The sequence below is a fragment of the Paraburkholderia sp. genome (assembly GCF_036488505.1).
In the GTDB taxonomy this organism is placed as follows: Bacteria; Pseudomonadota; Gammaproteobacteria; order Burkholderiales; family Burkholderiaceae; genus Paraburkholderia.
The window spans coordinates 1-20,626 of record NZ_DASXHN010000374.1 but is presented as its reverse complement, the minus strand read 5'-3'; the positions used below and the strand labels follow the sequence as shown (position 1 = coordinate 20,626).

Here is a 20,626-nt window from a genome sequence, read left to right as displayed (position 1 = left end):
GCGCAGCGACGCTCAGCGAGCGCGCTGTGCAACGCGGCACGCTTCGTCGACCAGCGCCTGCGTGTTCAGCTTGAAATGCTCGAACAACGCGGCGGCCGGGGCCGATTCGCCGAACGTATCGATGCCGACCACGCCGCCTTCGAGTCCGACGTATTGCCGCCAGAACGCGCGCACGCCCGCTTCGATCGCGACGCGCGGCACGCCCGGCGGCAGCACTGCGTCGCGCCACGCGTGCGGCTGCCGGTCGAACACGCTGGTGGACGGCATCGACACGACGCGCGCGGCAATGCCGGCAGCCGCGAGCGGCGCGAGCGCATCGAGTGCAAGCGCGACCTCGGAGCCGGTCGCGATCAGCACGATGCGCACCGCTTGTTCGCGCGGGGCGTGGGGCGCCCAGTCGCGCAACACATAACCGCCTCGCGCGATCTCGCCGATCTGCGCGGCCGAACGCGTGACGAACGGCAGGTTCTGCCGGCTCAGCAACAGACACGAAGCGCCGCCCCGCTCGACCGCGCTGACCCATGCCTGCGCGGTCTCGACCGTGTCGCACGGACGCCAGACGTCCAGCCCCGGAATCAGCCGCAGACTCGCCGCGTGTTCGACCGGCTGATGGGTCGGGCCGTCTTCGCCGAGACCGATCGAGTCGTGCGTGAACACGAAGATCGAGCGCGTTTTCATCAGCGCGGCCATCCGCAACGCGTTGCGCGAATAGTCGGAGAACGTGAGGAAGGTGCCGCCGAACGGCAGATAGCCGCGATGCAGCGCGATGCCATTCATCACCGCGCTCATGCCGAACTCGCGCACGCCGTAGTGCAAGTAGTTGCCGCCGCGCAGCGCGGCGCCGTCGGTGCGAACATCGACCGCGCCGGGCCAGTCGGTCAGGTTCGAGCCGGTCAGATCGGCGGAGCCGCCGAGCATCTCCGGCAGGCTGCGCGCGAGTGCGGCGATCGCCTTCTGCGATGCCTTGCGCGTCGCCACCGATTCAGCGGCGACATCCGCGTCGCGCAGCAGCGCGCGCACCGCGTCGTGCCAATGCGCGGGCAGCTTGCCCTGGATGCGCCGCTCGAATTCGGCGGCTTCGGCCGGATAGCACTGGCGGTACGCGTCCAAACGCGCGCGCCAGTCGGCTTCGGCGGCCGCGCCCCGCTCGCTCGCGTCGAAGCGCGCGCGGACCGCGTCCGGAATCACGAACGGTGGATGCGGCCAGCCGAGCGCGCGACGCGTGCGCTCGACTTCGTCGGCGCCGAGCGGTGCGCCGTGCACATCGTGCGTGCCAGCCTTCGACGGCGCGCCCTGGCCGATCACCGTGCGGCAGCAGATCAGCGACGGCCGGCCCGCCGCGCGCGCCGCGTGCAACGCGCGATCGACCGAAATGGCGTCGTGGCCGTCCACGTCGCGCACCACATGCCAGCCGTAAGCCGCGAAGCGCGCGGGCGTGTCGTCGGCGAACCACTGCGCGACGTGGCCATCGATCGAGATACCGTTGTCGTCGTACAGCACGGTCAGCTTGTCGAGCTTCAGTGTGCCCGCGAGCGATGCCGCTTCGTGCGAGATGCCTTCCATCAGACAACCGTCACCGGCGAACACGTACGTGCGGTGATCGACGATCCGATGGCCGGGGCGGTTGAATTCGCGCGCGAGCAGCGCTTCGGCGAGCGCCATGCCGACGCCGTTCGCGAGCCCCTGGCCAAGCGGTCCGGTGGTCGTTTCGACGCCTGGCGTCACGCCGACCTCCGGATGCCCCGGCGTCTTGCCGTGCAACTGGCGAAAGCGCTTCAACTCGTCGATCGGCAGGTCGTAGCCGCTCAGATGCAACAGCCCATACAGCAGCATCGACCCATGTCCGTTCGACAGGACGAAGCGGTCGCGGTCGGGCCACGCCGGATTGCGCGGGTTGTGCTTCAGATGCCGGTCCCACAACGCGACGGCAATCTCGGCCATGCCGAGCGGCATGCCGGGATGCCCGGATTTCGCCGCTTCCACCGCGTCGATCGCGAGCATCCGCAGCGCGTTCGCCATCGAACGGGTGGCGGGCTCGGCAAGCGTCTGAGCAACTGCACTCATCGAATCTCTCCTTGCGAAATCAAATCAAGCCTGGCATCGGCCGCGTATCGCTCAAGCGCGCGAGCGCCGGTCGATCAGTTGCAGAATCATCGGCGTGAAGATCAGTTGCATCGCGAGCCCCATCTTGCCGCCCGGCACGACGATCACATTCGGCCGCGACATGAACGAGTCGTGCAGCATCGTCAGCAGGTACTGGAAGTCGATCCCCTTCGGCCGCGCGAAGCGGATCACGACGAAGCTCTCGTCGGGTTGCGGAATCTCACGGGCGATAAACGGATTCGACGTGTCCACGGTCGGCACGCGCTGAAAATTTACGTGCGTACGCGAGAACTGCGGGCAGATGTAGTTCACGTAGTCCGGCATGCGCCGCAAGATCGTGTCGACCACCGCTTCGTGCGTGTAACCGCGCATCGTCTGGTCGCGGTGCAGCTTCTGAATCCATTCGAGGTTGATGGTCGGCACGACGCCGATCAGCAGATCCGCATGCCGCGCGATATCGACCTTGTCGGTCACGGCCGCGCCGTGCAGCCCTTCGTAGAACATCAGGTCGGTGTTCGGCGCGACGTCCTCCCACGGCGTGAAGGTGCCGCCGTCCTGTTTATAGAGCTGGGCTTCGCCGGCATCGTGTACATAGTGGCGAAACTGTCCGCCGCCGCTTTCGCCGTAGCTCGTGAAGAGCGCCTCCAGCTCTTCCAGCAGATTCGCTTCGGGGCCGAAGTGGCTGAAATTCGGCACGCCGTCGCGCTCGCGCTCCTGCATCGCCGCGCGCATGCCGTTGCGGTCATAGCGATGGAACGCGTCGCCTTCGACGATCTGCGCGTTGATGTGCTCGCGCCGGAAGATATGCGTGAAGCTCTTCATGACGGTGGTGGTGCCCGCGCCGCTCGAGCCGGTCACCGCGATGATCGGATGTTTGACTGACATGCGTTTGTCTCCGTATGACTGTGTTCTGTGCGCTTTCTTTTGCGCGCCGGCCTGTTGGAGCGCGCGTCAAGCCGTAAAGTCCGGCAGGAACAGCGAGCGTGTGCCGAATAGCGGCGAGCTGAAGGGCTTGTCCTCGCCACGGTCGTATTCGCCGTGATAGCGCGCGATGCGCTCGACCTCGTGCTTCGAGCCGAGGATCACCGGTACGCGTCCATGCAGCGAATGCGGGCGAACGTCGAGAATGCGCTCGCGCCCGGTGATCGACAGACCACCGGCCTGCTCGATCAGCAGGCTCATCGGGTTCGCTTCGTAGAGCAGGCGCAAACGCCCTTCCATCGCGGGCGTTTTCGAATCGCGCGGGTACATGAACACGCCGCCGCGCATCAGGATGCGATGCACTTCCGCGACCATCGACGCGATCCAGCGCATGTTGAAGTCGCGCGCGCGACAGCCGCTGCGCCCGTCCTTGCACTCCTGCACATAGCGGCGCACCGGCGGCTCCCAGAAGCGCTCGTTCGATGCGTTGATCGCGAATTCGGCGGTGTCTTCGGGAATGCGGATGTTCGAATGCGTCAGCACGAAATTGCCGATCTCGCGCTCCAGCGTGAAGCCGTGTGTGCCGTTGCCGACCGTTAGCACCAGCATCGTCGCGGGTCCGTAGACCGCGTAGCCCGCCGCGACCTGTTCGCAGCCGGGCCGCAAAAAAGCGGCTTCGCTGGCCGCGCCTTCCGCTCGGTCGCGCACGCGCAGCACCGAGAAGATCGAACCGACCACACCGTTGATGTCGATATTCGACGAGCCGTCGAGCGGATCGAACGCAAGCAGATAATCGCCGCGCGGATAAGCGGACGGAATCGCGTACACGTCCTCCATTTCCTCCGACACCATCGCCGCGAGCAAGCCGTCCCACTCGCATTGCTGCACGAAGATCTCGTTGGTCGCGACGTCGAGCTTCTTCTGCTCGTCGCCGTGCGTGTTGACGGTTTGCGCACTGCCGTAGTTGCCGCCTAGCGCGCCTTTTGTCAGTACCGCCGAGATCGTTTTGATCGCGGCCGCCACGTCGATCAGCAGCGCGGACAGCCCCGCCGTCTCGGACTGACCCGCGCCGCAGGGCTGACGGTCGAGCGTGTCGATCAGGAATTTCGAAAGTGTCGTGCGTCCGTCCTGCATGGCGTTCTCCCTGGATGATGTCGTGACGCGGTGTGCTGGCTCAGCCCGGCGGCGCAGCGTCGGCGCGCGCGTTGGATGACGACGGCGAAGCTGGCGATGGCGGCGGCGCCGGCTCGTCGAACACGCGGCTCGCGCGCACGTCCGTGGCGTCGATCCGCGTCAGCGTGGCGGCATCGATCGGTGGGCCGCCTTGCAATGCGCTCGCGAACAAACGGTTCGCCTGGCGCAGCCGCGCGCGGTCGAGCGCGTTGCGCACCGAGCGCGCATTGGCGAAATTCGGCTGCCGGATGCGCCGCGCCAGGTAGTCGGCGAACGCGCGTTGCGACGCGGCGTCGAACCGGTAATGCATCGTGCCGAGCATGCGCGCGGCGATCTCCACCAATTCCGCTTCGCTGTAGTCGGGAAAGGTAATGTGATGCGCGATACGCGAACGGAACCCCGGATTGCTCTCGAAGAACACATCCATCCGCGACGCGTAGCCGGCCAGGATCACCACCAGGTCGCTGCGCTGGTTCTCCATCGTCTGCAACAGGATCTCGATCGCTTCCTGCCCGTAGTCGCGCTCGTTTTCCGGGCGATACAGGTAATACGCCTCGTCGATGAACAGCACGCCGCCCATCGCGCGCTTCAGTACATCGCGCGTTTTCGGCGCGGTGTGACCGATGTACTGGCCGACCAGATCGTCGCGCGTGACCGACACCAGATGATTGCGGCGGATATAGCCGAGCCGGTGCAGCACCTCGGCCATGCGCAGCGCGACGGTCGTCTTGCCGGTGCCGGGATTGCCGGAGAAGCACATATGCAGCGTCGGCGCGCCACCGGCGAGGCCGAGCGAAGCGCGCGCGCGTTCCACCAGCAGATGCGCGGCGACCTCGCGGATGCGGGTCTTGACCGGCGCGAGCCCGACCAGATCGCGATCGAGTTCGGCGAGCACGTCGCCGATGCCGGAGTCGCGATACAGCGCGGCAAGATCGACCTGGGGCCTGTCTTGCCGCGCGTCGCCGGTTGGCGGCGAACCTGCGTCAGCGGTTTGCGCGGCGGACGGCGAGATGGCGTCCGCGATGGCAGCATCGTCTGTCATTGTTCCTCCTTGCGATTCGCCGGGCCGGTTCCCGCGTGGACCGTCGCGAATCGCCTGGCGATGGATTTCGCTGCTGCTAGCTGGCCGCGCCGTAGCGTTGGCCCGCTGGCCGGTCGCCCGCATAGCTCGACATGCTGTAGCGCTGCGTGCGCCCTGGCGCGTCCTGGCGCGACAGACGGAAGCCCGGCTCCACGTCCGGCCGGTTGACGATGAACGACAGCCGCATCGTCTCGAAGGTGCGCACCGAATCGAACGCATTGACCTTGATGTAGTACTGCGCACGCGCTTCGCGGCACGCTTTGACTTCCTGCAACACGCCGGCCGCGTCATGCAGATCGAACATCGGCAGTCCCCACATCTCCCAGTACGTGTTGCGCGGATGCGGGTCGTCGGTGAATTCGACCGAACATGCCCAGCCTTGGCGCAATGCATAGTCGATCTGCAAGCCGATTTCCTCGTCGGTCAGCTCGGGCAGAAAGGAGAACGTTCCTTGTGTAATGCGCATGACGAACCTCGTTGATGAATGTCGCGTTCGGAGCGGCGTCAACAGTGCCTCGCGCGGTGCCGTTGCACCACGTCGCAATTGGCTGGCGAAGCGGCAGCCGATGCCGCTAGTCGATGAAGCTCAGGCCGCCGTCGGCGTCACGGCGAAATCGGGGGTATCGGTGGACGCATAGTTGAAGGTCACGTCGCGCCAGGTATCGAGCGCCTGCTTGAGCGGCGTACACCAGCGCGCGGCGGCTTCGAGTATGTCGGGCCCTTCGTTGGCGATGTCGCGGCCTTCGTTGCGCGCTTTCACCATCGCTTCGAGCGCGACACGGTTCGCGGTCGCGCCGGCCTGGATGCCGCCCGGATGACCGATCGTGCCGCCGCCGAACTGCAGGATCGCGTCGTCGCCGAACAGATCGAGCAGTTGATGCATCTGCCCGGCGTGAATCCCGCCCGAGGCCACCGGCATCACCTTGCGCAAGCCGGCCCACGGCTGGTCGAAGAAGATTCCGCGCGACAGATCGACCGCGTTGTGCGCGTCGCGGCACACGTTGTAATAGCCCTGCACGGACAGCGGATCGCCTTCGAGCTTGCCGACCGCGGTGCCCGCGTGCGCATGATCGACGCCCGCCATGCGCAGCCATTTGGCGATCACGCGAAACGAGATGCCGTGGTTGCGTTGCCGCGTGTACGTGCCATGGCCGGCGCGATGCAGATGCAGGATCATGTCGTTCTTGCGGGCCCAGCGCGACATCGACTGGATCGCGGTCCAGCCGATCACGAGGTCGATCATCACGATGCAGGAGCCGAGTTCCTTCGCGAATTCGGCGCGCTCGTACATGTCTTCCATCGTGCCGGCGGTCACGTTCATGTAGTGCCCCTTGAGCTCGCCGGTTTCGGCCTGCGCGCGGTTCACCGCATCCATCGAAAACAGGAAGCGGTCGCGCCAATGCATGAACGCCTGCGAGTTGATGTTCTCGTCGTCCTTCAGAAAATCGAGTCCGCCGCGCAGGCCCTCGTAGACCACGCGCCCATAGTTCTTGCCCGACAGCCCGAGCTTCGGCTTTACCGTCGCGCCGAGCAGCGGCCGTCCATATTTGTCGAGCCGTTCGCGCTCGACCACGATGCCGGTCGGCGGCCCCTGGAAGGTCTTCAGATAAGCAACGGGGATACGCATGTCTTCGAGCCGCAACGCTTTGAGCGGCTTGAAGCCGAACACGTTGCCGATGATCGATGCGGTCAGGTTCGCGACCGATCCTTCTTCGAACAGATCGAGTTCGTAAGCGATGTACGCGAAGTACTGCGGCTCGTCGGCGCGCGATACCGGCACCGGCTCGACGCGATACGCCTTCGCGCGATACATGTCGCACGCGGTGAGCCGGTCGGTCCATACGACCGTCCACGTCGCGGTCGACGATTCACCCGCGACCGCGGCCGCCGCTTCCTCCGGCTCGACACCGGGTTGCGGCGTGATGCGAAAGAGCGCGATCACATCGGTTTCCTTCGGCTCGTAGTCCGGTTGCCAGTAACCCATCTCGCGGTATTTCATGACACCCGCCGCGTACCGCTCGCGAGGATTGCGCGGATTACGCTGGTTGTGTTGCGGCTCGAGCGCCGGTTGACTGAAATCGTTCATGACGTGTCCTCGAAGGTGGCAAGCGCGCTGCCGGAAAAACGAAGCGCTTGTGTTGCACTGTAGGCAGCCACGCCGCGAAGGGGAATTCACGATTTCATTTGGCAGACTTAACGTATCCGTTATTGCTGCGCCCCGCTTGCACATCGTGATGCGCGCTCTCATGACGCGCGACGGGATTAGGCGCAGAATGGTCGGTACGGCGATGCGATCGACGCGTAACAACGCCTACCGGGTGCCACGGTTGGCGATGAAACACTTTGCTTCGTTTTCGCCACACCGCGCGGCGGCTTTCGTCTGGTAAGCCGCGCGATCGTCGTGACGGCGCAATTCGGCAGGCGCTGTATTGCCAGCCGGACCCGCCCCGTCGTATCGTGCCGGCGGCACGCGTGGGCATGGAGCTTGCGTCATGCCGGCTGCCGTCGCAACCCGGCATGCCGGCGGGCCGGCGGCGCAACGCTGTTTTCAACCTGTGGAGGAAGCACGTATGCAATGGACTACCCCAAGCTACACCGACGTACGCCTCGGATTTGAAATCGTGATGTATGTCGCTACGCGTTAAGCCCGCAACCGGGCCGCACGCCGCGGCCCCTCTGCGGTTCTTCGTTTTCATCAGCTAACCGGCCGGCCTTTCGGCGCAGTCAGGACACGCGATCCCAATGATCAACGAAACGATCGTTACCACGGCAGCGTGCGATGGCCGTCCACATATCGCGCCGATGGGCGTGCGCCACGAGGGTGAGCGCATCATCCTCTCCCCCTTTCGCCCATCCCAGACGCTCGATAACATTGTCGCGTCGCGTGCGGCGGTTCTGAATTTCACCACCGACGTGCGCATCTTCGCGGGCTGCGTCACGCACTGTGCAACCGAATGGCCGACCGTGGCCGCGAGCCGCGTCGCAAGCGTGCGGCTCGCCGAATCGCTCGCGCATGCCGAGCTGGAACTCGACGAACTGCGCGACGACCCGCAGCGCCCGCTGCTCTACATGAAATGCGTGCACCGCGAAAACCATGCGCCGTTCGCGGGCTTCAACCGCGCGCAGTCGGCGGTGGTCGAAGGCGCGATTCTGGTGAGCCGGCTCTTCATGCTGCCGGCCGAGAAAGTCGACAGCGAAATGGCGTATCTGCAGATCGCGATCGACAAAACTGCCGGCGACAGCGAGCGCACCGCATGGGGCTGGCTCGTCGCCGCGGTCGCGCGGCATCGGGCGAACGTTCAAACGTCGTCCAGCGGGCACGCCGCCGCGCTACACCACTAGTCTTTCCGGAGAACCCCGATGACCGCATTGCTCGCGAGCGTCCGCTCGGACGACGAAGCATTCGACGCCGCTCGCGCGGGCGCCGAACTGATCGACCTGAAGGAGCCGAACGACGGCGCGCTCGGCGGCCTCGCGATCGGCGATATCGCGAACATCGCCCGGCAGTTGCGCGCGCGCTACCCGGTCAAGCCGATCAGCGCGGCGATCGGCGACATGCCGGCCGACGCATCCGACGAGATCGCGACGCGCGTGATCGAGGTCAGCGACGCGGGCGTCGATTATGTGAAAGTCGGCGTCGCGCGCGGACCGGCCGCGCGACGCTGCATCGAGCAGCTTGCCGGTTTGCCGGCCACGGTCGTGCCGGTGCTGTTATGCGACGGCGGGATGGACGACGAACTGGTCGCTTACACCGCCGCGCTCGGCTTTGCCGGTGTGATGTTCGATACCGCGAGCAAGGACGGCGGCACGCTGTTCGATCACGTCGACGTCGATACGCTCGCGCGCTGGCTGCGGATCGCGCGCCAACGCGGCGCGATGGTGGGCATCGCCGGCGCGCTCGGCTGGGCGCAGTTGGAGCAGATCCGCGCGCTCGCGCCCGACGTGGCCGGCTTTCGCACCGCGCTGTGCAGCGATGGCAGGCGCTCGCGGCTGGATCCCGAGCGCGTCGCGCAGTGGGTCAGCGCGTTGCATCGGCCGGTTGGCGGACGCGGCGCGGGCGGTGATGCGACCGCCCCGGGCCTCGGAGATACCGCGCGCCAATGATGCAGCGGCACGCGTCCAACGCGTCCGTTCGCCGCGCGTGGATCCCGCCGATCGCGTGCATCCTGCAATTGATCAGGCAACCGGGATATTCAGCAGGCGGTCGCGCATCAGCGCAACGTTGTTCTTGTCGAACAGTTCGACCACGTAGTTCGCGTCGATCACGTGATCGACGAATTTGCCGTCGACCACGCCCGCCGCAGCGAGTGTTTCCAACGGGTCGTCCGCGGCGATCGGGCAGGACTTCACGACGATCAGCCGCTCCGCGTTGAGCATCTTCGACAGCCATGCGGCGAGGCTGTCCGAGGTCGTGTCCCAGTTGCTCATCGCGTCGGGCGTCTCGCGCATCAGCGCGGTCGGCACCCAGACGGCGACGTGGCCGTCGCGCAACGTACGGCGAATCTTGGCCTCGCTCGACGCAAGCATCAGGTCGGGTTCCAGCCCCTGCATCAGCAGCGCGTATTGCGTCATCGCGAGCAGACACATGTTGTGCGCGGCGAGATCGTCGAAACGCCATTCGGCCTGGTATTGCCGCACCTTGTCCGCGAAATCGCCGCCGCCGGGCACGATCACAACCCGCCCGCCGCCGACTTCGCAGAGTTCGCGCAGCCAGTGGCGCAACGCCGGGTCGTGACTCAGACTGCCTCCGATCTTGACCACCCACATGACTGTTGTCCTCGCGTCCAGTTGAGTGCCCGGCTGGGTTCCGTCATGTTTCAAACCGCGTGCACATTTGCCATTGCGCTTATTCCTTCATGCGTCCGTTCATGCGTTGCTCCATGCGTCCGTTCACGGCCGGTGCGACGCCGCACGGCGCTCGCCATGCCGCGCAATCCGCGGCTCGCGCGCCGCCAGCAACGCGACGGCCACGCTCGGCGCGCACGTCGCCGCCCACCCGGCGCATTCGTCCGGCGCGCCGGCCAGCGCACCGAAGTCGATATAGCCGCGCGCCTCGTCACGCGCGAGCGCGGTGACCAGGAACCGCCCACAGCCGGCACCCACCAGCGGCGCGGCAACGAGCGCCGGATGCGCAGCCACCACGCGCGCCAGGTTCGCGCCGATTTCGCGTAGCTGCAGCGCGCGCCAGCGCTGCGCGAAACACAGCCATTCGCCATCGGACGCGTCGTGCGCGTCATGGCCGATCATGCGCGCGATCCGCGCGCGGCTCCCCGCCGGCGTCTTCGGTCCGTGGTCGGCACTCGGCTGCACGTCGTGCAGCGGGTACAGTTCGCCGGTCAGCCGGTACACGTCGGCGCTCGTCGCAAACCATTCGTTCATCACGTTGAGCGCGGCGCCAGCGAATTCAATGCGATGCGCGACCCCGCACAACGGCGTGCGCACCACGCCCTGATACACGAGTTCGCCTGTCGCGAGGCGGCCGGCATCGGTCGCGGCGCGCGCGGCCACCCGGCCGCCGACGATCGGAATGATGTCGGTGGTCGTGCTGCCGATATCGATCAGCACCGCGTCCGCCACCCGGGTGGACACCCAGTTTGCGGTAGCGAGCCAGTTCGCCGATGCGACGTCACGCCAGCGCGCCGCGCACGCATCGGCGGCGAGCCAGCCGGTGTCGCCCGCATAAAAACGCAACTGCCAGGGCAACGGCGAGGGCGACTGCACGCTCGATTGCGCGCCGAGCCGCCGCGCGAGCGTCGCGACGATCGCGCGCACGCCATCCGCGCGATCCGCGAACAGATCGACCATCTCACCGGTCATCGTCACCGCGTGTTGGGCGGTGGCGGTGCGGGCCAGCGGCCAGCGCTCGAACACAAGGCTGATCGTATGCTCCAGATGGTCGAGCCCCTGCCATAACGGACACGCCCACTGCGCGACATCGCGCACCGCGCCGGCGCCGTCGGCCAGCGAGACCTTCACATGCGCGCCACCGACGTCCCAGCCGAACACCGCCACTGCGTCGTTTGAAGTGCCGTTTGCCGCTCCGTTTGCAGTGCCGTTTGCCGCTCCGTTTGCCGCTCCGTTCGCCGCTCCGTTTGCCGCTCCTTTCGCAGTGCCGTTTGCAGTGCCGTTTGCAGTGCCGTTCGCCGCTCCATTCGCGGTTCCGTTCGCCATCCCGTGACCCGCTTTCGTGTTCAAGGCCGCACCTCGGAAGCCCGCTGCAATGCATCCATACGGGCTGTCGCGGGTCGCTGCACACGCACGCCATGCGCGTCCAGCAACGCGCACGCCAGTTCGCCGCCGCGCGCCGCGGAAAGCCCCGCATAAGCGACCGTCAGACGCGGATTCACCTCGATCACCACCGGCCCGCGGCGCGGATGCCACACCACGTCGATACCGGCAAAGCCGCGCAAGCCCGGTATCGCGCGCGCGACACGCTGCGCGAGCGCGTGCAGCACGCGGCCCTGGTCGCTCAGACGATCGATCTGATCGACCAGCACGCCGTCGAATCCGACGATCCGCGCGTTGTGGTGCTGCGCGTCGCCATCGCTCAGGCCGATCTGCTGTCGATTGATGCTGACGAGTTCGGCGCCGCCGTCGCGGCAGATCAGCGACAGGCTCAACGGCTCGCCGTCGACCCAAGCCTGCAGCACCGGATTGCGCGCCGCCGCCGCGCGCGCGTCGTAGTCGGCGCAGGCGTCGGCGAAGCGCTCGAATACGACCGTGTCGAGTCCGCCCGCGCCATCGTCGGGTTTGACGACCCAGCGGTCCGCTTCGCCAGCGACCACCTCGCCGGGATCTCCCGGCTCCAGCGCGGGCGTCGTCGCGATTCCATGCGCGGCCAGGCACGCCGCGGTCGCGCTCTTGCTCGATGTCACGCGAATCGCCTCCTTCGCGCAGCCGAGCCAACGCGCCGTGCCGACCGCATCATGGAAACGCAGCAGCAGCCCGTCGCATTCCGGCGCGATGATCCACGCGTAGTCGTGTTCGCGCGCGGCGCGCGCCACGAAAGCCGTCATCGATTCGCCGGGCGCGGCCATACAATGAGCGTCGCCCGGGTTGAGCGTTTCGAAGCGCGAGGTCGCGAACGTGACGTCCACGCCGTCGAGTTCGCGCAGATCGGCGACCAGCGCGTCGCGCATCAGCCGTCCTTCGACGATCAGCGCGCTCAAGTCGGCCAGACTGCCGGCGCCGGCCAGCTCGGGATCGATGCCGCCGCCGGTGAGATACTCGTAGACGAAGATCTTGGTCAAAGGAAAGCGCCCCCATGCAGGTGATTCCGGTTATCGATCTGCTCGACGGCCACGTCGTGCGCGCGGTGCGCGGCCAACGCAGCGCCTATCGGCCGATCCAGTCCCGTCTCGCCGCCGGCAGCGAGCCGCTTGCCATCGCCCGCGCGCTGCTCGAGGCCAGCGGCGCAAGCACCCTCTATATCGCCGACCTCGGCGCGATCCTGCGGCGCGGCGCGCATGCGTCGGCGCTCGCCACGTTACGCGCCGCGCTGCCCGGCATCGAGCTGTGGCTCGATGCCGGTTTCACCGGCTACGCATCGATGCGCACGCTGTTCGATCGCATCGATGCAATCGCCCGACATAGCGGCCCGCATGACGGCGCCGCCGCTCACCTCGCGACGCTCGTGCCGGTGTTCGGCACCGAGTCGCTGCTCGATGTCCATGCACTGCGCGACGCACAGGCCGACGGCCTCGCGCCGGTCCTGTCGCTCGATCACCTCGCCGGCCAACTGCTCACAGCCGCCGAACTCGACCGTTCATCGGCATGGTGGCCGACGCGCGTGATCGCGATGACGCTCGATCAGGTGGGCAGCTACGCAGGTCCCGACCTCGCCAGCTTCCTACGCATCCGGGCGCAAGCCGCCGCGCACACCACGGTGATCGGCGCGGGCGGCGTCCGCAATCACGACGACATGGCCGCCGCGGCCGACACCGGCGCGACTGCATGGCTGGTCGCGTCCGCGCTGCATGATCGACAGCTCGACGCATGCGCTCAGGGTTCCTCCCCGCTTGGCCATACAATTTCCATGCCACGCGGTAAGTAACCTGCGAATGTAAGCGGACGACAAGCTGGACGAATTTCGCGTGACACTCTGCTCCAGCACCGCACACAACCTGTGAGGCGCGGCGGCCTTCGAACCCGCATCTCACACGTCCGATCGACACTCGTCCGCGCGCACTCGAACAATTTCCTGATCCGCTGAAACGCGAAGCAGCACGACCGTGCTGCGTGATCGGCTCCCAGCGCCGATGCTTGGCGCCCGCATCGTCATAGCAATCGGCATGGAGCTTGCTAAAAATGCGCCATGCACCTTTCGCCGAATGATCCATCGCCTACGAGTACGAGCGCAACGGCCCTCACCGGCTCGCGCGATGCGGCCATCACGCGCGACTGGGTCTGCCCGTTCTGCCCGCTGCTATGCGACGACCTCAGCGCCGACGCAGCCGGCGACGGCACGCTCAGCGTGCCGGACACCGATTGCGCGCGGCTCGCCGGCGCACTCGCGCAATTCGGCGCGGCCGATGCGCAGTGCGGCAGCATCGTCGACGGCAACGAGGCCGACACCGACGCGGCGCTCATGCGTGCCGCGCAGCTACTCGCGAGCGCGCGGCGCCCGCTGTTCGGCGGGCTCGCGACCGATGTCGCCGGCGCCCGCGCGCTCTATCCGCTCGCCGCCGCTTGCGGGGCGATCCTCGATCATCTGCATGGCGATGCATTGACTACGGCGACGCTCGCGTTGCAGGACCGCGGCTCGTTCTTTACGACGCTGTCCGAAGTGCGCTCGCGCGCAGACCTGCTGGTGTTCTTCGGCTGCCAGCCGTCGCAGCGTTATCCGCGCTTTTTCACGCGCATGCTGGCAGGCAACGAGATCGCACGCGAACTGGTATTCGTCGGCTGTGCGGTGGACCCAGCGGCGGAAGGCTTCGCTCAGACCCGCACCGAAGCGTTGCTGCCGGACGCCGAGCCATACGACACACTCGCGCTATGGTCGGCGCTCAACGAAGGGCGTGATGCGGCGACGCTGAGTCGACACGATGGCGGCCCAGGCGACGACACCGGCACGGCCGTGACGCTCGCATCGCTGCAAGCCCGTATCGCGTCGTCGCGCTATGCGGTGATCGTCTACGAACCTGCCGCACTGCCCGGCGCGCACGCGGCGCTGCTGATCGAAGCGCTGAACCGGATCGTCAAGGCGGTGAACCGCACGACGCGCGCAGCCTGCCTCGCGCTCGGCGGCGACGACGGCGCATTGACGGTCAACCAGACGGTGACCTGGCTATCCGGCCTGCCGCTGCGCACCCGCGTAGCAACGCCTGCGCGCATCGCGCATACCGCGCCGCTCGACTACGATCCGCACCGCTATCGCACGAGCCGGCTGCTTGCCGCGCGAGAAATCGATGCGCTGCTATGGGTCGCGAGCTTCGTGCCGGAGGCGTGGCCCGCATCGCTCGATCCCGAGATCCCGTTGATCGTGCTCGGCCATCCGGCACTCGCCGATGCCGCGCAAGCGCGCGGCGCGAACACGGTGTTTATCCCGGTCGCGACGCCGGGCATAGATAGCGGCGGCCATCTGTTTCGCGTCGACAGTTCGGTCGTGATGCCGCTGGCCGCCGCGCGCGGGGTCGCGCTGGAAACCGTTGCGTCGATTGCGGCACGGTTGAATGAGCGGTTGAATCAGTGGCTCGGTGAGCGGTCGAGCGAGCAGTCGAATGCGCGGCCGGCCGCGCGCGAGGCGCGTGCATGAGCCTCGTCCGACTCAAAGGCGGCACGATCTTCGACCCGGTTCACAACGTGAACGGCGAGCGCCGCGATTTGACCTTCCGCGACGGCCGCATCGTCGACGTTGATGCGAATACGCCGGTCAATCGTGAATACGACGCGAGCGGGATGATCGTGATGGCGGGCGGCATCGATCTGCATTCGCATATCGGCGGCGGCAAGACCAACCTGTCGCGCCTGCTGCTGCCCGAGGACCATCGTGCCGACACGCCGCGCGACGCCGCCTACGAAGCGGTGCAAGACGACGCGGGCCGCTATCTGCGCCTGCCGTCGTGCGGCGTGTGCGCGCCCGGCACCCTCGCGACCGGCTACCGCTATGCCGAGATGGGCTACACGGCCGCGTTCGAACCGGCGATGATGCCGTCCAACGCGCGCCACACGCACCTCGAAATGGGCGACACGCCGATCATCGATCACGGTGCGTACGTGATGCTCGGCAACGACGAACTGTTCCTGCAAATGCTGGCCGCGCGCGACGACTTCGAACGGCTGCGCGATTACGTCGGCTGGACGATTCACGCGAGCAAGGCGCTCGGCGTGAAGGTGGTGAACCCCGGCGGCATCTCCGCATTCAAGTTCAACCAGCGTTCACTCAATGTCGACGAGCCGCACACGCACTACGGGATCACGCCCCGTGAAGTCGTGCATACGCTGTCGCGCGCGCTGACCGAGCTGCGCGTACCGCATCCGCTGCATGTGCACGCGAGCAATCTCGGCGTGCCCGGCAACATTGCGTCGACGATTGCGACGATGGACGCCGCCGATGGCTTGCCGGTTCATCTGACGCATATCCAGTTTCATAGCTATGGAACCGACGGGCCCCAAAAATTTTCGTCGGGTGCGCGGCAGATTGCCGATGCGGTGAACGCGCGGCCCAACGTGTCGATCGACGTGGGCCAGATCATCTTTGGACAGACCGTCACGGCCTCGGGTGACACGATGATGCAGTTTCGCAACGCCCCGCTCGCGCGGCCGCACAAATGGGTGGCCGGGGATATCGAATGCGACGCGGGCTGCGGCGTCGTGCCGTTCCGCTATCGCGAGCAAAGCTATGTGAATGCGCTGCAATGGATCATCGGCCTGGAAATCTTCCTGCTGGTCGACGATCCGTGGCGCGTCGCGATGACCACCGATCATCCGAACGGCGGCCCATTCACCAGCTATCCGCATCTGATTCGCCTGCTCATGGACAAGTCGTTTCGCGATGAGCAACTGGCGAAGCTGCACCCTGAAGCGCAGGTCGCGAGCACCTTGCCGGAATTAACGCGCGAGTTCTCGCTGTACGAGATCGCGATCATCACGCGCGCCGGTCCTGCGCGGCTGCTGGGCTTGCGCGACCGCGGCCATCTCGGCGCGGGCGCGGCGGCGGACATCGCCGTGTACCGCGACGAGCCGGACCGCGAGCGGATGTTCACGTCGCCCGCCTATGTGTTCAAGGACGGCGAACTGGTCGCGCGCGACGGCACACTCGTCGCGACGCCGACTGGCGGTATCCATTTCGTCACGCCCGAGTTCGACCGTGCGATCGAAAAGACGCTGCGCGCGTACAGCGACACGAAGCTCGCGAGCAACTTCGCGCATGCGGCGATCAGCGACGACGAAATCTGCCGCTGCTGTCGCGGTGGGCGGCTGTTGCCCGTCGAATGTCTGGCTCACCACTGAGCACCAGCGACCGATGCCAACCGATCCGCCCACGATGACCGCGCCCGCCACGCTCGAGATCAACGGCACCGCGATCGACGCGACCTTCGCGGAAGCGTTTCCGATGAAGGCCACCCGCCTGCTGATCACCGCGCACACGCCGGTCTGGGCGATGCACGCGGCGAATTCGCTGACGGGCTTCGCGACCTCGGTGATCGGCTGCGGCTGCGAAGCGGGCATCGAACGCATGCTGACGCCCGACGAAACACCGGATGGCCGGCCCGGCGTCGCGGTGCTGCTGTTCGCGGTGTCGTCGAAGGAACTGGCCAAACAGATCGGCCGGCGCGTCGGCCAATGCGTGCTCACGTGCCCGAGCACCGCCGTGTTCGGCGGCATCGATGCGGCCACGAGCCGCGCGCCGCTGTCCGATCGCGCGCCGCTCGGCAGTGGACTGCGCTTTTTCGGCGATGGCTGGCAGATCGCGAAGATGATCGGCGACACCCGTTACTGGCGCGTACCGGTGATGGACGGCGAGTTCGTCTGCGAAGACACGGCGGCCACGGTCAAAGCGGTCGGCGGTGGCAACCTGCTGCTGCTCGCGCGCGACCTCGACGCCGCGCTCGCGGCCACCGAAGCCGCTGTCGCGGCGATGCGCCGGCTGCCGAACGTGATCATGCCGTTCCCGGGCGGCATCGTCCGCTCGGGGTCGAAAGTCGGCTCGAAATACGCGGGCGCGATCGCGTCGACCAACGACGCGTTCTGCCCCAGCCTGAGCGGTCTGTCGCCGCGCAGCGAACTGAGCGCGGAAGTGGGCTGCGTGCTCGAGATCGTGATCGACGGGCTCACCGACGCCGATGTCGGCGCGGCGATGACGGCCGGCATCGCCGCGGCCTGCGAGCTCGGCCGCCCGGCCGGCATGCTGCGGATCTCGGCAGGCAACTACGGTGGCAAGCTCGGGCCGTATCACTTCCATCTGCACGAGCTGGCGGCGGGCCTCGACGGGAGCCTCGCATGAGCACGACGACGACCTTGCGCGTGAAGACGCCACCGGGCTTTCGCGTCGACGCCGCCGCGCTGCGGCCGCTTGCGCTGGCGGCGATGAGCATCGCCGACATTGAGCGCATCGTACTGCCGGCCGGCAACGACCGTTGCATGGCCGGCGATCTATTCGACGTACTGCGCGGCGATACAACACCAGCGCAGGCGGGCGACGGCACACCGACGCTGGTGATCGACGGCTCTGTGCAATGGCTCGATCGCGTCGGTGCGGAGATGGACGGCGGCTACCTTGCCGTGCACGGATCGACCGGCGACCATAGCGGCTTCCGGATGAGCGGCGGCGTGCTGCGGATCGACGGCGACGCCGGCCACTTCACCGGCTGCGAAATGCGCGGCGGGCGCCTGACGGTGCGCGGCAACAGCGGCGATTTCGCCGCCGGCGCGCTGGCCGGCGACATGGAAGGGATGACCGGCGGCACGCTGACGATCCACGGCAACGCGGGCGCGCGACTCGGCGACCGGATGCGCCGCGGCCTCGTGCTGGTCGGCGGCGATGCGGGCGACTTCGCCGCGTCGCGGCTGGTGGCGGGCACCGTCGGCGTCGCGGGCCAACTCGGCGCGCACTACGCTTATGGAATGAGGCGCGGCACCTTGCTGCTCGCGCGGCGGCCCGCACACTGGCCGGCCACATTCGTCGGCGGCGGGCACGGTTTCGACGTATTCTGGTCATTGCTCGTGCGCCATCTCGCGGCGGAAATCGCGCCGTTTTCGCAGTGGCGCGCGAACCGCTTGCCCGCCCGTTATACGGGCGACCTCGCGGTCGACGGCCGAGGCGAAATACTGATCGCCGGCTAAGGCGCCAGTCAGGAGACACGCATGACAACAACGGATGCGCCGGATCTGAAGCCTGACATCGCAGCGAGCGCTGGCGACAGCGCCAGCGCCGGCGCTAGTGCCGGGCGCTATGCGGGCCAGCTGATCGTGCTGCACTGGCTGATCGCGCTCGGGATCATCGGCATGCTCGGCCTCGGGCTCTATATGGTCGGATTGCCGAAGGGTTTGCCGATCAAATCGACGTTGATCAATCTGCACAAGTCGCTCGGCATGACGGTTTTCCTGCTGGTGCTTCTGCGCATCGGGGCGCGGTCGGTCCTTCACCGGCCGCCGCTGCCGCCGATGCCAGCGTGGCAACGCGCCGCCGCGCGCACTACGCAGGGTCTTTTATACGTGGGCATGGTGGCGATGCCGCTGGCCGGTTATCTCGGCTCGTCGTTCAACCGCTACGGCACCCGCTTCTGGGGCATCCCGCTGCCGAAGTGGGGCTGGGACGACCCGCATCTGCGCGAGCTTTTCTTCGGTATTCATCAGGTCATCGGCTACGCGCTGATCGCGCTGATCGTGCTGCACGTGGCCGGCGCGCTCAAGCATCAGTGGATCGACCGCGACAACCTGCTCGCGAGGATGCTGCCATGACGCTGCGCACATCGGCGCCAAACCCGCCGCTCGAAGCGGCGACGCTGCGCACCCGCGACGGTCATCGGGTGTGGTACGCGGTGGCCGGCGCGCGCGACGGCGTGCCGATCGTGGTGCTGCATGGCGGCCCCGGCAGCGGCAGTCAGCCGGGTGCGTTGCGGCTATTCGACCTCAGCCGCTTTCGCGTCGTGCTGGTCGATCAGCGCGGCACCGGTGCGTCGACGCCGCACGGCAGTGTGCGCCACAACCGCACCGACTACCTGATCGCCGATCTGGAAGCGATTCGTTCGCGACTCGGTATCGCGCGCTGGGGCGTGCTCGGCGGATCATGGGGCGCGGCGCTCGCGCTCGCGTATGCGGGGCAGTGTCCGCAAGCGGTGACAGGCGTCGTGATGCGCGGCTTGTTTCTCGCCTCCGCACGGGAAGTGCGCGGATTGTTCATCACATCGCGCCGACGCGCGCCGCGCACATGGGCGAAGCTGCGCGACGCTGCGCTGTGCGAGCAGCCCGCCAGGCTCGCCGCGCGTTGCGCCGCCACGCTGCAATACGGTGCGAACGAACCCCGGCAACGCGCGCTCGCGCTGGCCTGGCGTGGGTATGAAAGCGCGGTGCTCGCGAGCGCCTCGCCGGGTGGCCCGGTGCCATTCAGCGCGCAGCGACGCGCATCCGGCTCGCGACGCGATGCCCGCAAGCTGATCGGCAAATACCGGATTCAGGCGCATTACCTCGCGCATCGCTGCTGGCTCGGCGAAACGCGTCTGTTGTCGTTGGCCCGCCGCGCGGCGGCGGCGGGCGTGCCGCTTGGCGCGATCCACGGCTCGCGCGATCCGGTTTGTCCGCCGGCCAATGCGCGCCGGCTGTTGCGCGCGGTGCCCGCCGCGCAGGTCGAATTGGTACGCGCGGGTCATCTGGCGAGCGACCCTGCGCTGCATGCAAGCGTCGCGCACGCGCTCGCCGCGATGTTTATCTCGACCGATCAGGAGGGGCGCAGCATGCGTCGCGCGGCATGAAAATCAAGGTGCTCGGTTCATCGGCGGGGGGCGGCTTTCCGCAATGGAACTGCAACTGCCGCAATTGCGACGGCGTGCGCCACGGCACGCTGAACGCGACGCGCCGCACGCAGTCGTCGATCGCGGTCAGCGCGAACGGCGAGGACTGGCTGCTCGTCAATGCGTCGCCCGATCTGCTCGCGCAGATCGCCGCGAATCCCGAATTGCAGCCCGCGCGTCGCACACGCGACAGCGGCATCGCCGCCGTGCTCGTGATCGACGCGCAGATCGATCACGTGACCGGCCTGCTGATGCTGCGCGAGCGCGACACACCGTTGCCGCTCTATGCAACCGATGCGGTGTGGCAGGACCTGTGCTCCGGCTTTCCGGTCGCGCCGATCCTGTCGCACTACTGCGGCGTCGAGCATCGCCGCATCGCGCTCGACGGCGCGCCGCT

Annotated in this window: 20 protein-coding genes; 11 read left to right on the top strand and 9 right to left on the bottom strand. The window is 67.2% G+C overall.

The features are described 5' to 3' along the window. Positions 1 to 12: 12 nt before the first annotated feature. The 6 genes from tkt to VGH68_RS21985 form a co-directional block, all read right to left on the bottom strand. On the bottom strand, positions 13 to 2,064 hold the full coding sequence (tkt, locus tag VGH68_RS22010) for a transketolase (protein ID WP_331605826.1): 2,052 nt from the start codon (positions 2,062 to 2,064) through the stop codon (positions 13 to 15). Positions 2,065 to 2,115: 51 nt separating this feature from the next. Next, positions 2,116 to 2,988 carry a phosphoribulokinase gene (locus VGH68_RS22005; protein ID WP_331605825.1) on the bottom strand — a complete coding sequence of 291 codons (873 nt, stop codon included), beginning with the start codon at positions 2,986 to 2,988 and terminating at the stop codon, positions 2,116 to 2,118. 66 nt (positions 2,989 to 3,054) lie between these two features. After that, entirely contained in the window at positions 3,055 to 4,158 is a 1,104-nt protein-coding gene (locus tag VGH68_RS22000) for a class 1 fructose-bisphosphatase (protein WP_331605824.1), read from the bottom strand. A 40-nt stretch (positions 4,159 to 4,198) separates the two neighbouring features. Then, positions 4,199 to 5,239 carry a CbbX protein gene (gene cbbX, locus VGH68_RS21995; protein WP_331605823.1) on the bottom strand — a complete coding sequence of 347 codons (1,041 nt, stop codon included), beginning with the start codon at positions 5,237 to 5,239 and terminating at the stop codon, positions 4,199 to 4,201. 76 nt (positions 5,240 to 5,315) lie between these two features. After that, positions 5,316 to 5,744: a ribulose bisphosphate carboxylase small subunit gene (locus tag VGH68_RS21990; protein WP_331605822.1), complete on the bottom strand. Its 429-nt coding sequence runs from the start codon at positions 5,742 to 5,744 to the stop codon at positions 5,316 to 5,318. A 120-nt stretch (positions 5,745 to 5,864) separates the two neighbouring features. Continuing rightward, positions 5,865 to 7,364 carry a ribulose-bisphosphate carboxylase large subunit gene (locus tag VGH68_RS21985; RefSeq protein WP_331605821.1) on the bottom strand — a complete coding sequence of 500 codons (1,500 nt, stop codon included), beginning with the start codon at positions 7,362 to 7,364 and terminating at the stop codon, positions 5,865 to 5,867. A 406-nt stretch (positions 7,365 to 7,770) separates the two neighbouring features. Here VGH68_RS21985 and pqqA point away from each other — a divergent pair, with 406 nt between their 5' ends. The 3 genes from pqqA to VGH68_RS21970 all read left to right on the top strand — a co-directional run bounded on the left by pqqA (position 7,771) and on the right by VGH68_RS21970 (position 9,382). Continuing rightward, positions 7,771 to 7,923, top strand: a complete 153-nt coding sequence (gene pqqA / locus VGH68_RS21980) for a pyrroloquinoline quinone precursor peptide PqqA (protein ID WP_331605820.1) — start codon at positions 7,771 to 7,773, stop codon at positions 7,921 to 7,923. Between the two features lie 97 nt (positions 7,924 to 8,020). Continuing rightward, the gene (locus VGH68_RS21975) at positions 8,021 to 8,620 is read left to right on the top strand and encodes a DUF447 domain-containing protein (RefSeq protein ID WP_331605819.1); all 600 of its coding nucleotides are present in this window, start codon (positions 8,021 to 8,023) and stop codon (positions 8,618 to 8,620) included. 18 nt (positions 8,621 to 8,638) lie between these two features. Further along, on the top strand, positions 8,639 to 9,382 hold the full coding sequence (locus VGH68_RS21970) for a (5-formylfuran-3-yl)methyl phosphate synthase (RefSeq protein ID WP_331605818.1): 744 nt from the start codon (positions 8,639 to 8,641) through the stop codon (positions 9,380 to 9,382). A 72-nt stretch (positions 9,383 to 9,454) separates the two neighbouring features. Here VGH68_RS21970 and VGH68_RS21965 read toward each other — a convergent pair whose 3' ends face one another. From VGH68_RS21965 to VGH68_RS21955, 3 genes are all read right to left on the bottom strand, one after another. Then, positions 9,455 to 10,045, bottom strand: coding sequence for an aspartate kinase (locus tag VGH68_RS21965; protein ID WP_331605817.1), 591 nt, complete (start codon positions 10,043 to 10,045; stop codon positions 9,455 to 9,457). Positions 10,046 to 10,168: 123 nt separating this feature from the next. Beyond that, complete coding sequence (locus VGH68_RS21960; protein ID WP_331605816.1) at positions 10,169 to 11,290, bottom strand: hydantoinase/oxoprolinase family protein; 1,122 nt, start codon at positions 11,288 to 11,290, stop codon at positions 10,169 to 10,171. A 179-nt stretch (positions 11,291 to 11,469) separates the two neighbouring features. Next, a complete protein-coding gene (locus VGH68_RS21955; protein ID WP_331605815.1) occupies positions 11,470 to 12,528 on the bottom strand; it encodes an ATP-grasp domain-containing protein in 1,059 nt (352 codons plus the stop codon). Between the two features lie 14 nt (positions 12,529 to 12,542). On the opposite strand from VGH68_RS21955, the gene VGH68_RS21950 reads away from it, so the two are divergent. From VGH68_RS21950 to VGH68_RS21915, 8 genes are all read left to right on the top strand, one after another. Beyond that, positions 12,543 to 13,331: a HisA/HisF-related TIM barrel protein gene (locus tag VGH68_RS21950; RefSeq protein WP_331605814.1), complete on the top strand. Its 789-nt coding sequence runs from the start codon at positions 12,543 to 12,545 to the stop codon at positions 13,329 to 13,331. A gap of 261 nt (positions 13,332 to 13,592) precedes the next feature. Next, on the top strand, positions 13,593 to 15,032 hold the full coding sequence (locus VGH68_RS21945; RefSeq protein WP_331605813.1) for a formylmethanofuran dehydrogenase: 1,440 nt from the start codon (positions 13,593 to 13,595) through the stop codon (positions 15,030 to 15,032). Next, a complete protein-coding gene (locus VGH68_RS21940) occupies positions 15,029 to 16,729 on the top strand; it encodes a formylmethanofuran dehydrogenase subunit A (RefSeq protein ID WP_331605812.1) in 1,701 nt (566 codons plus the stop codon). The genes VGH68_RS21945 and VGH68_RS21940 overlap by 4 nt, the downstream gene beginning before the upstream one ends. A gap of 34 nt (positions 16,730 to 16,763) precedes the next feature. Next, on the top strand, positions 16,764 to 17,723 hold the full coding sequence (gene fhcD, locus VGH68_RS21935) for a formylmethanofuran--tetrahydromethanopterin N-formyltransferase (protein WP_331605834.1): 960 nt from the start codon (positions 16,764 to 16,766) through the stop codon (positions 17,721 to 17,723). Beyond that, the gene (locus VGH68_RS21930) at positions 17,720 to 18,562 is read left to right on the top strand and encodes a formylmethanofuran dehydrogenase subunit C (protein ID WP_331605811.1); all 843 of its coding nucleotides are present in this window, start codon (positions 17,720 to 17,722) and stop codon (positions 18,560 to 18,562) included. The genes fhcD and VGH68_RS21930 overlap by 4 nt, the downstream gene beginning before the upstream one ends. A gap of 21 nt (positions 18,563 to 18,583) precedes the next feature. Next, positions 18,584 to 19,180 (top strand): cytochrome b, encoded by a 597-nt coding sequence (locus tag VGH68_RS21925; RefSeq protein ID WP_331605810.1) that lies wholly within the window; start codon positions 18,584 to 18,586, stop codon positions 19,178 to 19,180. Further along, entirely contained in the window at positions 19,177 to 20,190 is a 1,014-nt protein-coding gene (locus tag VGH68_RS21920) for an alpha/beta fold hydrolase (RefSeq protein WP_331605809.1), read from the top strand. Before VGH68_RS21925 ends, VGH68_RS21920 begins: the two co-directional genes overlap by 4 nt. Beyond that, a partial coding sequence (locus VGH68_RS21915) for an MBL fold metallo-hydrolase (RefSeq protein WP_331605808.1) occupies positions 20,187 to 20,626 on the top strand: 440 nt, incomplete at its 3' end. The genes VGH68_RS21920 and VGH68_RS21915, both read left to right, overlap by 4 nt.

Excerpts from the sequence above, each read along its gene's own strand:
- tkt (WP_331605826.1), bottom strand. The coding sequence starts at position 2,064 with ATGAGTGCAGTTGCTCAGACGCTTGCCGAGCCCGCCACCCGTTCGATG.
- VGH68_RS22005 (WP_331605825.1), bottom strand. The coding sequence starts at position 2,988 with ATGTCAGTCAAACATCCGATCATCGCGGTGACCGGCTCGAGCGGCGCG.
- VGH68_RS22000 (WP_331605824.1), bottom strand. The coding sequence starts at position 4,158 with ATGCAGGACGGACGCACGACACTTTCGAAATTCCTGATCGACACGCTC.
- cbbX (WP_331605823.1), bottom strand. The coding sequence starts at position 5,239 with ATGACAGACGATGCTGCCATCGCGGACGCCATCTCGCCGTCCGCCGCG.
- VGH68_RS21990 (WP_331605822.1), bottom strand. The coding sequence starts at position 5,744 with ATGCGCATTACACAAGGAACGTTCTCCTTTCTGCCCGAGCTGACCGAC.
- VGH68_RS21985 (WP_331605821.1), bottom strand. The coding sequence starts at position 7,364 with ATGAACGATTTCAGTCAACCGGCGCTCGAGCCGCAACACAACCAGCGT.
- pqqA (WP_331605820.1), top strand. The coding sequence starts at position 7,771 with ATGCCGGCTGCCGTCGCAACCCGGCATGCCGGCGGGCCGGCGGCGCAA.
- VGH68_RS21975 (WP_331605819.1), top strand. The coding sequence starts at position 8,021 with ATGATCAACGAAACGATCGTTACCACGGCAGCGTGCGATGGCCGTCCA.
- VGH68_RS21970 (WP_331605818.1), top strand. The coding sequence starts at position 8,639 with ATGACCGCATTGCTCGCGAGCGTCCGCTCGGACGACGAAGCATTCGAC.
- VGH68_RS21965 (WP_331605817.1), bottom strand. The coding sequence starts at position 10,045 with ATGTGGGTGGTCAAGATCGGAGGCAGTCTGAGTCACGACCCGGCGTTG.
- VGH68_RS21950 (WP_331605814.1), top strand. The coding sequence starts at position 12,543 with ATGCAGGTGATTCCGGTTATCGATCTGCTCGACGGCCACGTCGTGCGC.
- VGH68_RS21945 (WP_331605813.1), top strand. The coding sequence starts at position 13,593 with ATGCACCTTTCGCCGAATGATCCATCGCCTACGAGTACGAGCGCAACG.
- VGH68_RS21940 (WP_331605812.1), top strand. The coding sequence starts at position 15,029 with ATGAGCCTCGTCCGACTCAAAGGCGGCACGATCTTCGACCCGGTTCAC.
- fhcD (WP_331605834.1), top strand. The coding sequence starts at position 16,764 with ATGACCGCGCCCGCCACGCTCGAGATCAACGGCACCGCGATCGACGCG.
- VGH68_RS21930 (WP_331605811.1), top strand. The coding sequence starts at position 17,720 with ATGAGCACGACGACGACCTTGCGCGTGAAGACGCCACCGGGCTTTCGC.
- VGH68_RS21925 (WP_331605810.1), top strand. The coding sequence starts at position 18,584 with ATGACAACAACGGATGCGCCGGATCTGAAGCCTGACATCGCAGCGAGC.
- VGH68_RS21920 (WP_331605809.1), top strand. The coding sequence starts at position 19,177 with ATGACGCTGCGCACATCGGCGCCAAACCCGCCGCTCGAAGCGGCGACG.